The sequence below is a fragment of the Kitasatospora arboriphila genome (assembly GCF_039528095.1).
In the GTDB taxonomy this organism is placed as follows: domain Bacteria; phylum Actinomycetota; class Actinomycetes; order Streptomycetales; family Streptomycetaceae; genus Kitasatospora; species Kitasatospora arboriphila.
The window spans coordinates 178,997-191,049 of sequence record NZ_BAAALD010000001.1 but is presented as its reverse complement, the minus strand read 5'-3'; the positions used below and the strand labels follow the sequence as shown (position 1 = coordinate 191,049).

General features: G+C 67.4%; 20 protein-coding genes. 2 read left to right on the top strand and 18 right to left on the bottom strand.

The genetic code is table 11. The features are described from left to right. Positions 1–21 precede the first annotated feature (21 nt). The 18 genes from rplR to rpsJ all read right to left on the bottom strand — a co-directional run bounded on the left by rplR (position 22) and on the right by rpsJ (position 8,503). Positions 22–405, bottom strand: a complete 384-nt coding sequence (gene rplR / locus ABD353_RS00910) for a 50S ribosomal protein L18 (RefSeq protein WP_030263465.1) — start codon at positions 403–405, stop codon at positions 22–24. A gap of 3 nt (positions 406–408) precedes the next feature. Beyond that, on the bottom strand, positions 409–948 hold the full coding sequence (gene rplF / locus ABD353_RS00905) for a 50S ribosomal protein L6 (protein ID WP_344621478.1): 540 nt from the start codon (positions 946–948) through the stop codon (positions 409–411). 22 nt (positions 949–970) lie between these two features. After that, complete coding sequence (gene rpsH / locus ABD353_RS00900) at positions 971–1,378, bottom strand: 30S ribosomal protein S8 (RefSeq protein WP_030263474.1); 408 nt, start codon at positions 1,376–1,378, stop codon at positions 971–973. Between the two features lie 263 nt (positions 1,379–1,641). After that, complete coding sequence (locus ABD353_RS00895) at positions 1,642–1,827, bottom strand: type Z 30S ribosomal protein S14 (protein ID WP_030263476.1); 186 nt, start codon at positions 1,825–1,827, stop codon at positions 1,642–1,644. A gap of 3 nt (positions 1,828–1,830) precedes the next feature. Next, the gene (rplE, locus tag ABD353_RS00890) at positions 1,831–2,400 is read right to left on the bottom strand and encodes a 50S ribosomal protein L5 (protein WP_030263480.1); all 570 of its coding nucleotides are present in this window, start codon (positions 2,398–2,400) and stop codon (positions 1,831–1,833) included. Continuing rightward, positions 2,400–2,711: a 50S ribosomal protein L24 gene (rplX, locus tag ABD353_RS00885; protein WP_033214113.1), complete on the bottom strand. Its 312-nt coding sequence runs from the start codon at positions 2,709–2,711 to the stop codon at positions 2,400–2,402. Before rplX ends, rplE begins: the two co-directional genes overlap by 1 nt. Positions 2,712–2,727: 16 nt before the next feature. Next, on the bottom strand, positions 2,728–3,099 hold the full coding sequence (gene rplN / locus ABD353_RS00880; protein ID WP_145790774.1) for a 50S ribosomal protein L14: 372 nt from the start codon (positions 3,097–3,099) through the stop codon (positions 2,728–2,730). Positions 3,100–3,201: 102 nt separating this feature from the next. Continuing rightward, positions 3,202–3,474: a 30S ribosomal protein S17 gene (rpsQ, locus tag ABD353_RS00875; RefSeq protein ID WP_014136278.1), complete on the bottom strand. Its 273-nt coding sequence runs from the start codon at positions 3,472–3,474 to the stop codon at positions 3,202–3,204. Then, positions 3,474–3,698, bottom strand: a complete 225-nt coding sequence (gene rpmC, locus ABD353_RS00870; RefSeq protein ID WP_030263491.1) for a 50S ribosomal protein L29 — start codon at positions 3,696–3,698, stop codon at positions 3,474–3,476. Before rpmC ends, rpsQ begins: the two co-directional genes overlap by 1 nt. After that, a complete protein-coding gene (rplP, locus tag ABD353_RS00865; RefSeq protein ID WP_030300385.1) occupies positions 3,698–4,117 on the bottom strand; it encodes a 50S ribosomal protein L16 in 420 nt (139 codons plus the stop codon). The genes rpmC and rplP overlap by 1 nt, the downstream gene beginning before the upstream one ends. 5 nt (positions 4,118–4,122) lie before the next feature. Further along, positions 4,123–4,947: a 30S ribosomal protein S3 gene (gene rpsC, locus ABD353_RS00860; RefSeq protein ID WP_030280775.1), complete on the bottom strand. Its 825-nt coding sequence runs from the start codon at positions 4,945–4,947 to the stop codon at positions 4,123–4,125. Then, positions 4,947–5,294, bottom strand: coding sequence for a 50S ribosomal protein L22 (rplV, locus tag ABD353_RS00855; RefSeq protein WP_095874452.1), 348 nt, complete (start codon positions 5,292–5,294; stop codon positions 4,947–4,949). The genes rpsC and rplV overlap by 1 nt, the downstream gene beginning before the upstream one ends. 66 nt (positions 5,295–5,360) lie before the next feature. Further along, entirely contained in the window at positions 5,361–5,642 is a 282-nt protein-coding gene (rpsS, locus tag ABD353_RS00850) for a 30S ribosomal protein S19 (RefSeq protein ID WP_344621477.1), read from the bottom strand. A gap of 11 nt (positions 5,643–5,653) precedes the next feature. Next, positions 5,654–6,490, bottom strand: a complete 837-nt coding sequence (gene rplB, locus ABD353_RS00845) for a 50S ribosomal protein L2 (RefSeq protein WP_030263511.1) — start codon at positions 6,488–6,490, stop codon at positions 5,654–5,656. Positions 6,491–6,526: 36 nt separating this feature from the next. Then, positions 6,527–6,850 carry a 50S ribosomal protein L23 gene (rplW, locus tag ABD353_RS00840; protein WP_030263514.1) on the bottom strand — a complete coding sequence of 108 codons (324 nt, stop codon included), beginning with the start codon at positions 6,848–6,850 and terminating at the stop codon, positions 6,527–6,529. Then, on the bottom strand, positions 6,850–7,527 hold the full coding sequence (gene rplD / locus ABD353_RS00835) for a 50S ribosomal protein L4 (protein WP_344621476.1): 678 nt from the start codon (positions 7,525–7,527) through the stop codon (positions 6,850–6,852). Before rplD ends, rplW begins: the two co-directional genes overlap by 1 nt. Before the next feature lie 5 nt (positions 7,528–7,532). Then, the gene (rplC, locus tag ABD353_RS00830; RefSeq protein WP_030263524.1) at positions 7,533–8,180 is read right to left on the bottom strand and encodes a 50S ribosomal protein L3; all 648 of its coding nucleotides are present in this window, start codon (positions 8,178–8,180) and stop codon (positions 7,533–7,535) included. 14 nt (positions 8,181–8,194) lie between these two features. Beyond that, positions 8,195–8,503, bottom strand: a complete 309-nt coding sequence (rpsJ, locus tag ABD353_RS00825) for a 30S ribosomal protein S10 (RefSeq protein ID WP_012785157.1) — start codon at positions 8,501–8,503, stop codon at positions 8,195–8,197. Positions 8,504–9,251: 748 nt separating this feature from the next. Between rpsJ and ABD353_RS00820 the strand changes: the two genes are divergently transcribed. Together ABD353_RS00820 and ABD353_RS00815 are read left to right on the top strand one after the other, a co-directional pair. Next, positions 9,252–10,664, top strand: coding sequence for a glycosyltransferase family 39 protein (locus ABD353_RS00820; protein ID WP_344621475.1), 1,413 nt, complete (start codon positions 9,252–9,254; stop codon positions 10,662–10,664). Positions 10,665–10,781: 117 nt separating this feature from the next. Beyond that, on the top strand, positions 10,782–12,017 hold the full coding sequence (locus tag ABD353_RS00815) for an acyltransferase family protein (protein ID WP_344621474.1): 1,236 nt from the start codon (positions 10,782–10,784) through the stop codon (positions 12,015–12,017). The last annotated feature ends 36 nt before the right edge of the window (positions 12,018–12,053 follow it).

The window sequence follows — 12,053 nt, the reverse complement described above, 5'->3', positions numbered from 1 at the left end:
CGACAGAGTCGACGAGCGGGCTTAGAAGTCGAGCCCGGCCTCGCGGGCCGCGTCCGCCAGGGCGGCGATGCGGCCGGCGTACCGGTTGCCCGCACGGTCGAAGACGACCGTCTCGACGCCGGCGGCCTTGGCGCGCTCGGCGACCAGGCTTCCGACCTTCTTGGCCAGCTCGGTCTTGTCGCCCTCGGTGCCGCGGATGGACACGTCGAGGGTGGACGCCGACGCCAGGGTGTGACCCTTGGCGTCGTCGATGACCTGGGCGACCATGTGGCGGTTCGAGCGGGTCACGACGAGGCGCGGACGCACCTCGGTGCCGGTGACGCGCTTGCGAACGCGGATGGCGCGGCGCTTGCGGGCGGCGTTCTTGTAGGCGTTGCCCTTGCCGATCTTGACAGAGACGCTCATCGCTTACTTACCACTCTTTCCGACCTTGCGGCGGATGACCTCGCCCGCGTACTTGACGCCCTTGGCCTTGTACGGGTCGGGCTTGCGCAGCTTGCGGATCTTGGCAGCGACCTCGCCGACCTTCTGCTTGTCAGTGCCGTCCACGTGGAACTTGGTGGGCGACTCGACCACGAAGGAGATGCCCTCCGGGGCCTCGACCAGGATCGGGTGGCTGTAGCCGAGCGAGAACTCCATCGCGGAGCCCTTCGCGGCGACTCGGTAACCAACACCGCTGATCTCCAGCGACTTGCGGTAGCCCGCGGTCACGCCGGTGATCATGTTCGCCACCAGCGTCCGCGACAGGCCGTGCAGGGCCTTCGACTGACGCTCGTCGTTCGGGCGGGAGACGACCAGGGTGCCGTCCTCGCCCTTGCTGATCTCGATCGGCGCGGCGACGACGTGGGTGAGGGTGCCCTTGGGGCCCTTCACCGAGACCGCCTGGCCATCGATGGTGACGTCCACGCCGGCGGGAACCGGGATGGGCAGCCGTCCAATACGCGACATTGCTGTACCTCCGTTTCCCGAATTACCAGACGTAGGCGAGAACTTCTCCGCCTACGCCCTTCTTGGCGGCCTGCTTGTCGGTGAGGAGACCGGAGGACGTGGAGATGATCGCCACGCCCAGGCCGCCGAGCACCTTCGGCAGGTTGGTGGACTTTGCGTAAACGCGCAGACCCGGCTTGCTGATGCGCTTGATGCCGGCGATGGAGCGCTCACGGTTGGGGCCGAACTTGAGCTCGATGGTCAGCTTCTTGCCGACCTCGCCCTCGGTCGGGTCCTCAACCTTGTAGGAGGAGATGTAACCCTCCTGCTGCAGGATCTCGGCGACGTGCGCCTTGATCTTGCTCGACGGCATCACGACGGAGTCGTGGTACGCCGAGTTCGCGTTACGCAGACGAGTGAGCATGTCTGCGATCGGGTCGGTCATGGTCATGGTGGCCTCAGGCCTCTCTCGCCGTGGTTTCTCCGCGCCAGGTCCCCCTCCGCGCACTCCGGGGAGTGCGAAAGGGGCACAAGCGCAGGGGACCTGCGACGTAGTAAGACATGGGTGCGAGCCCTCACAAGAGAGCCGCGAGCACCTGTGGAGATGCCGCGGCAGGGGCCCGACCCCACCACCTTACGGGAATCCTCTCGGAAGCCCAAAAAGCGGTGGAGTCGGGCACGCTGCTTCGCAGTGGTGTGCCTAGGGCGCCTGGACTACCAGGAGCTCTTGGTCACGCCCGGCAGCTCGCCGCGGTGTGCCATCTCACGGAGGCAGACACGGCACAGGCCGAACTTGCGGTACACCGAGTGCGGACGACCGCAGCGCTGGCACCGGGTGTACGCCCGGACGCCGAACTTCGGCTTACGCTCGGCCTTTGCGATCAGGGCCTTCTTCGCCATGGCTCACGCCTCCTTGAACGGGAAGCCCAGAGCGCGCAGGAGCGCCCGGCCCTCATCGTCGGTCTGAGCGGTGGTCACGACGGTGATGTCCATACCGCGCTGACGGTCGACCTTGTCCTGGTCGATCTCGTGGAACATGACCTGCTCGGTCAGACCGAAGGTGTAGTTGCCACGGCCGTCGAACTGCTTCGGGGAGAGGCCGCGGAAGTCGCGGATGCGCGGCAGGGCCAGCGACACCAGACGGTCCACGAACTCCCACATGCGGTCACCACGGAGGGTGACGTGGGCGCCGATCGGCTGGCCCTCGCGCAGCTTGAACTGCGCGATCGACTTGCGGGCCTTGGTCACGGCCGGCTTCTGACCGGTGATCGCGGTCAGGTCCTTGATCGCGCCCTCGATCAGCTTGCTGTCACGGGCGGCCTCGCCGACACCCATGTTGACCACGACCTTGACCAGGCCGGGGATCAGCATGACGTTCTCGTACGAGAACTGCTCCTGCAGCTGGCCCTTGACCTCGGAGTTGTAACGCTCCTTGAGGCGGGGGGCCACCTTCTCAACAGTCGTCTCAGACATCAGATGTCCTCACCGGTCCGCTTGGCAACGCGGATCTTGTTGCCCTGGTCGTCGAAGCGGTAGCCGACGCGGGTGACGACCTTCTTGCCGTCCTTCTCCACGACCAGCTGGACGTTGGAGACGTGCACCGGGGCCTCGACGGTCACGATGCCGCCCTGGGTGCCCGGGCCCGGCTTGGTGTGCTTCTTGACCCGGTTGACACCCTCGACGAGGACCTTGTTCTCAGCGGGGATGGCCTGGATGACCTTGCCCTGCTTGCCCTTGTCCTTGCCGGTGATGACCTGGACCAGGTCACCCTTCTTGATCTTCATGCTGTTCGCCATGAGATTAGAGCACCTCCGGCGCCAGCGAGATGATCTTCATGAACTTCTTGTCGCGCAGCTCGCGGCCCACGGGGCCGAAGATGCGGGTACCGCGGGGGTCACCCTCGGTGTTCTTGAGGACGACGGCGGCGTTCTCGTCGAACCGGATGTAGGAACCGTCCGGACGACGGCGCTCCTTCACGGTGCGGACGATGACGCACTTGACGACGTCACCCTTCTTCACCGAACCGCCGGGGATCGCGTCCTTGACGGTGGCGACGATGACGTCCCCGATACCGGCGTAGCGGCGACCGGAGCCACCGAGAACGCGGATGCAGAGAATCTCCTTGGCACCCGTGTTGTCGGCGACACGCAGTCGCGACTCCTGCTGGATCACAGCTTTCTCCTGATCGTCAACGAGAGTCGACGGGCCGGCCGCTGCTCACACCTGCGCCCCTGCGGGGCCTGGTGCACATACGGCCGTACCTCATCGGCTTCGTTACTTGGCCTTCTCGAGGATCTCGACGACGCGCCAGCGCTTCGTCGCGGACAGCGGCCGGGTCTCCATGAGGAGGACACGGTCGCCGACACCGCACGCGTTCTGCTCGTCGTGCGCCTTCAGCTTGTTCGTACGGCGGATGACCTTGCCGTACAGCGCGTGCTTGACGCGGTCCTCGACGGCGACGACGACGGTCTTGTCCATCTTGTCGCTGACGACGAGACCCTCACGGGTCTTGCGGAAACCGCGCGTCTCGTTGGTGTTCTCAGTCATCAGGCGTTCTCCACCGTCTCGATGCCCAGCTCGCGCTCGCGCATCAGGGTGTAGATCCGCGCGATGTCCTTACGGACCAGCTTCAGCCGGCCGTGGTTGTCGAGCTGCCCGGTCGCCGCCTGGAAGCGGAGGTTGAACAGCTCCTCCTTGGCCTCACGCAGCTTGGCAACGAGGCCCTCGTTGTCCAGCTGACGAAGCTCAGCAGCCTTGGTAGCGGCCGACATCAGCTCTCACCGTCCTCGCGCCGGACGATCCGGCACTTCATCGGCAGCTTGTGCGCGGCACGGGTGAGCGCCTCGCGAGCAACCTTCTCGTTCGGGTACGACAGCTCGAACATGACCCGACCCGGGTGCACGTTCGCGATCCACCACTCCGGCGAACCCTTACCGGAACCCATGCGGGTCTCGGCCGGCTTCTTGGTGAGCGGGCGGTCCGGGTAGATGTTGATCCAGACCTTGCCGCCACGGCGGATGTGACGGGTGATCGCGATACGAGCGGACTCGATCTGACGGTTCGTCACGTAGGCCGGGGTCACGGCCTGGATGCCGAACTGGCCGAACGCCAGCTCGGTGCCGCCCTTCGAAGCGCCGCGACGCTTCGGGTGGTGCTGCTTGCGGTGCTTGACCCTACGGGGGATCAGCATGGGGGTCAGGCCTCCGTTCCGGTGTTCTCGGCAGCCGGAGCCTCGACCGCAGCGGCCGCGGGGGCCTCAGCAGCGGCGGGACGACGGCCGCGGCCACCGCGCTCGCCACCACGGCGCTCGCCACCGCGGGCGGGACGACCACCCTCGGGACGGGCCGGGCGGTTGCCCGAGCGGGCAGCGGCGTTCTCAGCGCGGACCTCGGCGATGTTCTTGACGTCGCCCTTGTAGATCCAGACCTTCACGCCGATGCGGCCGAAGGTGGTCTTGGCCTCGAAGAAGCCGTAGTCGACGTTCGCACGGAGGGTGTGCAGCGGCACGCGACCCTCGCGGTAGAACTCCGAACGGCTCATCTCGGCGCCGCCGAGACGACCGGAGCACTGGACCTTGATGCCCTTGGCGCCGGACTTCATGGTGCCCTGCATCGACTTGCGCATGGCACGGCGGAAGGAGACGCGGGAGGACAGCTGCTCCGCGACGCCCTGAGCCACGAGCTGGGCGTCCAGCTCGGGGTTCTTGACCTCGAGGATGTTCAGCTGGACCTGCTTGCCGGTCAGCTTCTCGAGGTCGCCGCGGATGCGGTCGGCCTCGGTGCCGCGCCGGCCGATGACGATGCCGGGGCGAGCGGTGTGGATGTCGACGCGGACGCGGTCGCGGGTGCGCTCGATCTCGACCTTGGAGATGCCGGCGCGCTCCATGCCCTTCGTCATCATGCGACGAATGGCGACGTCTTCCTTGACGTAGTCCTTGTACAGCTTGTCGGCGTACCAGCGGGACTTGAAGTCCGTGCTGATGCCGAGGCGGAACCCGTGCGGGTTAACCTTCTGGCCCATTACCGGGTCCCTTCCTTGCTGCTGACGACCACGGTGATGTGGCTGGTCCGCTTGCGGATCCGGTAGGCACGGCCCTGGGCGCGCGGACGGAACCGCTTCAGGGTCGGGCCCTCGTCAACGTACGCCTCGGAGATGTAGAGGTCGTCCACGTTGGAGTGGTTGTAGTTGTGCGCGGCGTTGGCGATGGCGCTGTCGAGCACCTTGCCGACCGGCACGGTGGCTGCCTGCGGAGCGAAACGCAGGACGGCCTGGGCCTCCGTGGCCGGAAGGCCGCGGATGAGGTCCACCACGCGGCGGGCCTTCATGGGCGTGACGCGGATGTACCGCGCCTGGGCCCTGGCTTCCATGGTTGTCCCCTTAATGGAGTAAGTCACTTAAGTCTGTCTGGCGCTGAGCTCAAGCCCGCGGAGCGACTAGCGACGCTTCGACTTGCGGTCTTCCTTCACGTGCCCCTTGAAGGTGCGCGTGGGAGCGAACTCGCCGAGCTTGTGGCCGACCATCGACTCGGTGACGAACACCGGGACGTGCTTACGGCCATCGTGAACCGCGATCGTGTGGCCGAGCATGGCCGGGGAGATCACGGAACGACGGGACCAGGTCTTGATGACGTTCTGCGTGCCCGCCTCGTTCTGCACGTCCACCTTCTTCTGAAGGTGGACGTCGATGAAGGGGCCCTTCTTGAGACTGCGCGGCATCTGACCTGCTCCTAGCGCTTCTTGTTGGTCTTGCGGCGGCGCACGATGAGCTTGTCCGACGCCTTGTTCGGGCGACGGGTACGGCCCTCGGGCTTGCCCCACGGCGAGACCGGGTGGCGACCACCGGAGGTCTTACCCTCACCACCACCGTGCGGGTGGTCGATCGGGTTCATGGCGACACCACGCACGGTCGGGCGGACGCCCTTCCAGCGCATACGGCCGGCCTTGCCCCAGTTGATGTTCGACTGCTCGGCGTTGCCGACCTCGCCGACGGTCGCGCGGCAGCGCGCGTCAACCAGACGGATCTCACCGGAGGGCATGCGCAGGTGCGCCATGCGGCCCTCACGGGCGAGCAGCTGGATGCCGGAACCGGCGGAGCGGGCCATCTTGGCACCGCCACCGGGACGCAGCTCCACCGCGTGGATGGTGGTACCGACCGGGATGTTGCGCAGCGGCAGGTTGTTGCCCGGCTTGATGTCGGCCCCGGGGCCGTTCTCGATCCGGTCACCCTGCGCGACGCCGCGGGGGGCGATGATGTAGCGCTTCTCGCCGTCCGCGTAGTGCAGGAGCGCGATGCGCGCGGTGCGGTTGGGGTCGTACTCGATGTGAGCGACCTTGGCCGGCACGCCGTCCTTGTCGTGACGACGGAAGTCGATCACGCGGTAGGCGCGCTTGTGACCGCCACCCTGGTGGCGGGCGGTGACACGACCGGCGTTGTTACGGCCGCCCTTGCTGTGCAGCGGGCGAACCAGCGACTTCTCCGGCGTGGACCGCGTGATTTCGACGAAGTCGGCCACGCTGGAGCCGCGGCGGCCCGGCGTAGTCGGCTTGTACTTGCGGATACCCATTTTCGTCCTCGTCCTTAACGACGATCACGTTCTCCGTCAGGCGGAGACCGGACCACCGAAGATGTCGATGCGGTTGCCCTCGGCCAGCGTCACGATGGCGCGCTTGGTGTCCTTGCGCTTGCCAAAGCCCGTCTTGGAGCGCTTGCGCTTGCCCTGACGGTTGAGCGTGTTGACGGCCTCGACCTTGACCGAGAAGACCGCCTCGACGGCCTGCTTGATCTGGGTCTTGTTGGCGTCCGGCGACACGACGAACGTGTACTTGTTCTCGTCGAGGAGCGAGTAGCTCTTCTCGGAGATGACCGGCTTGACCAGGACGTCACGGGGGTCCGTGTACGTCTTGCTCGTGATCTCGGCAGCCATCAGGCGGCGCTCCCTTCGAGCTCGCCCTCAGCAGCAACGGCCTTGGCGGACGCGACCGGACCGGCCACGAAACGCTCGAAGGCTGCCTGGGTGAAGACCACATCGTCGGAGACGAGCACGTCGTAGGTGTTCAGCTGGCCGGCGTCCAGGATGTGCACGTTCGGCAGGTTGCGAGCGGACTTGAGGCCCAGCTCGTCCTCGCGCTCGACGACCAGGAGGACGTTCTTGCGCTCGGAGATCTTGCCGAACAGGCTCTTGGCGGCCTTGGTCGACGGCGCATCGGTCGCGGTCACCGCGGTGATCACGTGGATGCGCTCGTGGCGGGCCCGGTCGGTGAGCGCACCGCGGAGGGCGGCGGCGATCATCTTCTTCGGGGTCCGCTGCGAGTAGTCGCGCGGCACGGGACCGTGCACGACGCCACCGCCGGCGAACTGCGGCGCACGGGTCGAGCCCTGACGGGCGCGGCCGGTGCCCTTCTGGCGGTACGGCTTCTTGCCGCCACCACGGACCTCGCCGCGGCGCTTCACCTTGTGCGTGCCCTGGCGGGCAGCGGCGAGCTGCGCGACGACGACCTGGTGCATCAGCGGGATGCTGACCTTGGCGTCGAAGATCTCGGCGGGCAGCTCGAGGCTGCCGGCCTTGTCGCCGGCCGGCGACAGGATGTCAATGGTGGTCATATCCTTCACAGCCCCTTCGCCGCGGTGCGGACGAGGACGAGGCCGCCGTTCGGGCCCGGGACGGCGCCCTTGATGAGGAGCAGGCCCTTCTCCGCGTCGACCGCGTGCACGGTCAGGTTCTGGGTGGTCACACGCTCGTGGCCCATCCGACCCGCCATGCGCAGGCCCTTGAACACGCGGCCCGGGGTGGCGCAGCCACCGATGGAACCGGGCGAGCGGTGCTTGCGCTGGGTGCCGTGACCGGCGCCGAGGCCCTTGAAGTTGTGACGCTTCATGACACCGGCGAAGCCCTTGCCCTTGGAGGTGCCGGTCACGTCGACCTTGACACCCGCCTCGAACAGCTCGGCGGTGATCTCCTGGCCCAGGGTGTACTCGGACGCGTCCGAGGTACGCAGCTCGACCAGGTGGCGGCGCGGGGTGACACCGGCCTTGGCGAAGTGACCCGCGAGGGGCTTGTTCACCTTGCGGGGGTCGATCTCGCCGAAGCCGATCTGGACGGCGTCGTAGCCGGCCGGGCTGTCGGCGGTGTGGACCTGGGTCACGACATTCGGCCCAGCCTTGACGACGGTCACCGGAACGATCCGGTTGTTCTCGTCCCAGACCTGGGTCATGCCGAGCTTCTCGCCCAGGATGCCCTTAATCTGCTTAGCCATCTTCGGTGTGCCTCTCAGAGCTTGATCTCGATGTCGACACCGGCCGGCAGGTCGAGACGCATGAGCGAGTCAACCGTCTTCGGCGTGGGGTCGAGGATGTCGATCAGACGCTTGTGAGTACGCATCTCGAAGTGCTCGCGCGAGTCCTTGTACTTGTGCGGCGAGCGGATGACGCAGTACACGTTCTTCTCAGTGGGCAGCGGCACCGGGCCCGCGACCTGCGCACCAGTACGGATCACCGTCTCGACGATCTTCTTCGCCGAGGAGTCGATGACCTCGTGGTCGTAGGCCTTGAGCCGGATGCGGATCTTCTGTCCCGCCATGGCTACTCAGTAGTCCTTCTGTGGTCTGCTGCTTCCACGACCGGCTTCGTCCGAGCGGACTGGTCCGGCGGCGCCTCCGGGTGGTTACCCTCTCCGACCCCCGCGGTCGGGCGTGTCGCCCTACCGCTTGCAAAAAACCAAAGAGGTCTCCCTCTTCGGTTCCGCTCTCGGTCGGTGAGGTCTTGCACCCACCAGGCGCCGGGTCGAGGCCCCGCCCACGCTTCCCGGAAGATTCCCGTACGTCCGCCCCGCAGCTGCCGCGGTGTCGCTTACACACCACTGCGCCCACACGCCCACCGCAGAAGCAGTGAACGCGGACGCATGAACGGCCATCACGGGAACGACGAGTACGTGGGACTCGCTTCCGGTCCTCCCGGCGGGAGGCGCGCAGCATCGGCACTCAACCGAGCAACTTGGACATACTGCCACACAGAGCAGGCGGAACGCCAATCGGGAGGCCGCTCCGAGCCGGCCCGGCCCACTCGCTCGCCCCTGCTGCAGAAGATTCGCTCACCGGTACGATGCAGCACGCACACCCGCTCCCACCGTTGGGCCACCCATGACTCGCCCTGTTCACGCGGCCGCCCGCGGGCCGGTCCGCACAGCTCCGCCGGATCCCACCGACGCACGGTCCCGGAGGAACTCCCGGGGGGCGCGTGCCCGCTCCGCCCGGCTGCTGTGGAGCTCCTGGTTCGTTCCCGCCCTCCTCACCTTCGCCCTGGGTACGTACGGGGCGAGCCGCCCGGGAATGTGGCAGGACGAGCTGGCGACCTGGGCCTCGGCCTCGCGCAGCACCCGGGACCTGCTCGGCATGCTGCACAACGTGGACGCCGTCCACGGCACGTACTACCTCCTGATCCACGAATGGATCCGGGTGTTCGGCGATTCGCTCACGAGCATGCGCATGCCGGGAGTGCTGGCGGTCACCGGAGCCGCCGTCTGCGTGGCACTCACCGGGCAGCGGCTCTTCGGACCCCGCTCCGGGCTCACCGCAGGCCTGTTGTTCGCGGTGGTCCCCGCCGTCAGCAGATATGCGCAGGAGGTTCGCTCGTACGCCCTGGTGGCGGGCGCCGTCGCGGCCGCCACGCTGTTCCTGTTCCGCTCCCTGGAACGGCCGACCTGGCCGAGGTGGCTCGGCTACGCCTGCTGCCTCACCGCCGCCGGGGCGTTCCACCTCGCCTCACTGACCTTCCTGTCGGGACATGCGGCCGTTGTGCTGCTGCGCTGGCGGGACGGACGGGACGGGCGCCTGCCGCTCCGGTGGCTGGTCTCGGTCACGGCTTCAGCGGCGAGCCTGCTGCCCCTCGTTCTGATCGGTCAGCGGCAGCTCCACCGGCAGTTGGGCTGGATCGAGCGGCCCACGTTCGCCAAGACGTGGCGGATGTGGCCCGAGCTGTTCTACTCCGCGCCGGTCAGTCTCGTCCTGCTGGTGCTGGCGCTCCTCCCGCTGCTGCAGCGCCGGCGGAGGCCCGCCGTCGAGGCCGCGCTGCTGACCGTCCTCCCGCTGGTCGTGCTGTGGGTGGTCTCCCACGGCGAGATCTCCTACTGGCTGAACCGGTACCTCTTCTTCACCGTTCCGGCCTGGGCAGTGCTGGCCGGTGCGGGCGCGGCAGCACTCAGGCCCCGGTTGCTGACCGTGGGTGCCCTCGTCCTAGTCACCGCGCTGGGAGTTCCCGACCAGCGTTTCGTGCGGCAGGCGGATTCGCACAGCTGGTACAGCTATCCGATGGCCGTGCCGTACGGCGGGTCGCCGTCGACGCCCGACTTCATGGGGGCAGGTGACGTGATCGCGCAGGGCCAGCGCCCCGGAGACGGAATCGTCTACTCGCGCGGGCCGTGGTTCGACCACTACCTGGATGCCGGGGTGCGGTACGCGCTTCCCCGGTCCCTCGACATGCGCGACGTCTTCCTGGCGGAGAGCGCCGCGCACCGCCGCGATCTGTGGACGCTGGAGTGCAGCAACAGCGCCGAGTGTCTCGGCGACGAGCCCCGGCTGTGGGTCGTCACCCTGGGCTCGGTTCCGGAGCGCACGGACCGTCGGCTGGACGGACCCGACATCAAGCTGATCAAGCCGGAGATCGACGCGCTGAACCAGGCCTACGAGGTCGAACGAATCGTTCAACTGCGCGATGTTACGGTCACCCTCATGGTTCGGCGGTGACGGCGGGGTGAGGCGACCCCGCTCCTGCACGGCCCCGCGGTGCTCTGTGCGGTACGACGCACCGCGCCAGTCCGCCGGCGCGACCGACCTCAACCCACGATCGGAAGAGACCTGTTCATGTCCGCCCTCGCTGTGAGAGCGCGCCTCTCGTCACTCCCCACGCTGGCCGACGTGTGGTCGGGCCGCCGGAACGGTTTCGGACTCCTGCGGCTCGTCTTCTCGGTCGGCGTCATCATCGAGCACGCCAGGCCGCTCGGTTTCCATCAGCCCGAACCGCTGAAGTCGCTGAGCCGTCACCAGGTGGACCTGGGTGCCCTGTGCGTCGCCGGCTTCTTCCTGTTGTCGGGCCTCCTCATCACCCGCAGCGCCATGCGCACCGACCTGCGGCGGTTCCTCTGGGCACGCGCCGTCCGGATCCTGCCGGGTTTCTGGGCCTGCCTCCTGGTGACCGTGCTGGTGATCGGCCCGATCGTCGCATGGCGTTCCGGGATGTCGCTGCACGACTACTTCACGCACCCGGAGGGACCTTGGAGGTACCTCCGCAAGAACTGCGCACTGGCGATGAACCAGTTCGGGCTGTCGGGGCTGCTGGCCGACAACCCGTATCCGAAGGCGTTCGACGGCTCGCTGTGGTCCCTCTCGTCGGAGGTCTTCTGCTACCTCGTGGTCGGCGGGTTGGCGGCGCTGGGCATTCTGCGCCGCAACCGGGCCGTCGTCCTGGTGATGCTGGCCGGCGCCTTGCTGTTCATGGCGTCCCTCGCCGTGAAAGCCCCTCACCTGCGGGCGAACATCTATGCGGAGACCGGCCACGGCGCCTACATCCTGCCGCTGATCGGCTGGCTCTCCTTGAACAACCTGCTTCCGCTGATGTTCATGTTCGGCCTGGGCGCAGCGGCCGAGCTGTACCGGGAGCGGCTGCCGATTCACTGGGCGATCGCGGCCGTCTGCGCAGTGCTCTTCGGTGGATCGATGCGGTTCGGCGGCTTCACGCTCATCGGACTGCCCGCACTGGCCTACCTGATCGTCTGGACAGCCGTCAGAACGCCTTCCCCGCTGACCCGGATCGGGGCGAAGGCCGACTTCTCGTACGGGCTCTACATCTACGCCTTCCCTGTGCAGCAGACCCTCGTGCTGTTCCACGGGACACGGTGGGGCTTCTGGCCCTACGTGGCGCTGTCGACCGCCGTTGCCCTCGGCATGGCCGCCTGCTCGTGGTACCTGGTGGAACAGCCCACGCTCCGGCTCAAGGACAAGAACCTGGACAACCTGACACCTCCGTTCCTGCACCGCCGCAGGAAGGCTGGGGATGTGGCCGCGGACGCGGCGCCGGAAGCACAGTTGCAGGAGGCGTAACAGGTCGAAGCCGCCGGGGCTCTGCCCCGGCGGCTT

Coding starts and splice junctions, on each gene's coding strand:
- ABD353_RS00820 (WP_344621475.1), top strand. CDS start 9,252: ATGTGGCAGGACGAGCTGGCGACCTGGGCCTCGGCCTCGCGCAGCACC.
- rplF (WP_344621478.1), bottom strand. CDS start 948: ATGTCGCGTATTGGACGGCTGCCCATCCCGGTTCCCGCCGGCGTGGAC.
- ABD353_RS00815 (WP_344621474.1), top strand. CDS start 10,782: ATGTCCGCCCTCGCTGTGAGAGCGCGCCTCTCGTCACTCCCCACGCTG.
- rplV (WP_095874452.1), bottom strand. CDS start 5,294: ATGGAAGCCAGGGCCCAGGCGCGGTACATCCGCGTCACGCCCATGAAG.
- rpsH (WP_030263474.1), bottom strand. CDS start 1,378: ATGACCATGACCGACCCGATCGCAGACATGCTCACTCGTCTGCGTAAC.
- rplR (WP_030263465.1), bottom strand. CDS start 405: ATGAGCGTCTCTGTCAAGATCGGCAAGGGCAACGCCTACAAGAACGCC.
- rpmC (WP_030263491.1), bottom strand. CDS start 3,698: ATGTCGGCCGCTACCAAGGCTGCTGAGCTTCGTCAGCTGGACAACGAG.
- rpsS (WP_344621477.1), bottom strand. CDS start 5,642: ATGCCGCGCAGTCTCAAGAAGGGCCCCTTCATCGACGTCCACCTTCAG.
- rplP (WP_030300385.1), bottom strand. CDS start 4,117: ATGCTGATCCCCCGTAGGGTCAAGCACCGCAAGCAGCACCACCCGAAG.
- rplD (WP_344621476.1), bottom strand. CDS start 7,527: ATGACCACCATTGACATCCTGTCGCCGGCCGGCGACAAGGCCGGCAGC.
- rplX (WP_033214113.1), bottom strand. CDS start 2,711: ATGAAGATCAAGAAGGGTGACCTGGTCCAGGTCATCACCGGCAAGGAC.
- rplE (WP_030263480.1), bottom strand. CDS start 2,400: ATGTCTGAGACGACTGTTGAGAAGGTGGCCCCCCGCCTCAAGGAGCGT.
- rpsC (WP_030280775.1), bottom strand. CDS start 4,947: ATGGGCCAGAAGGTTAACCCGCACGGGTTCCGCCTCGGCATCAGCACG.
- rplB (WP_030263511.1), bottom strand. CDS start 6,490: ATGGGTATCCGCAAGTACAAGCCGACTACGCCGGGCCGCCGCGGCTCC.
- rplW (WP_030263514.1), bottom strand. CDS start 6,850: ATGGCTGCCGAGATCACGAGCAAGACGTACACGGACCCCCGTGACGTC.
- ABD353_RS00895 (WP_030263476.1), bottom strand. CDS start 1,827: ATGGCGAAGAAGGCCCTGATCGCAAAGGCCGAGCGTAAGCCGAAGTTC.
- rpsJ (WP_012785157.1), bottom strand. CDS start 8,503: ATGGCGGGACAGAAGATCCGCATCCGGCTCAAGGCCTACGACCACGAG.
- rpsQ (WP_014136278.1), bottom strand. CDS start 3,474: ATGACTGAGAACACCAACGAGACGCGCGGTTTCCGCAAGACCCGTGAG.
- rplC (WP_030263524.1), bottom strand. CDS start 8,180: ATGGCTAAGCAGATTAAGGGCATCCTGGGCGAGAAGCTCGGCATGACC.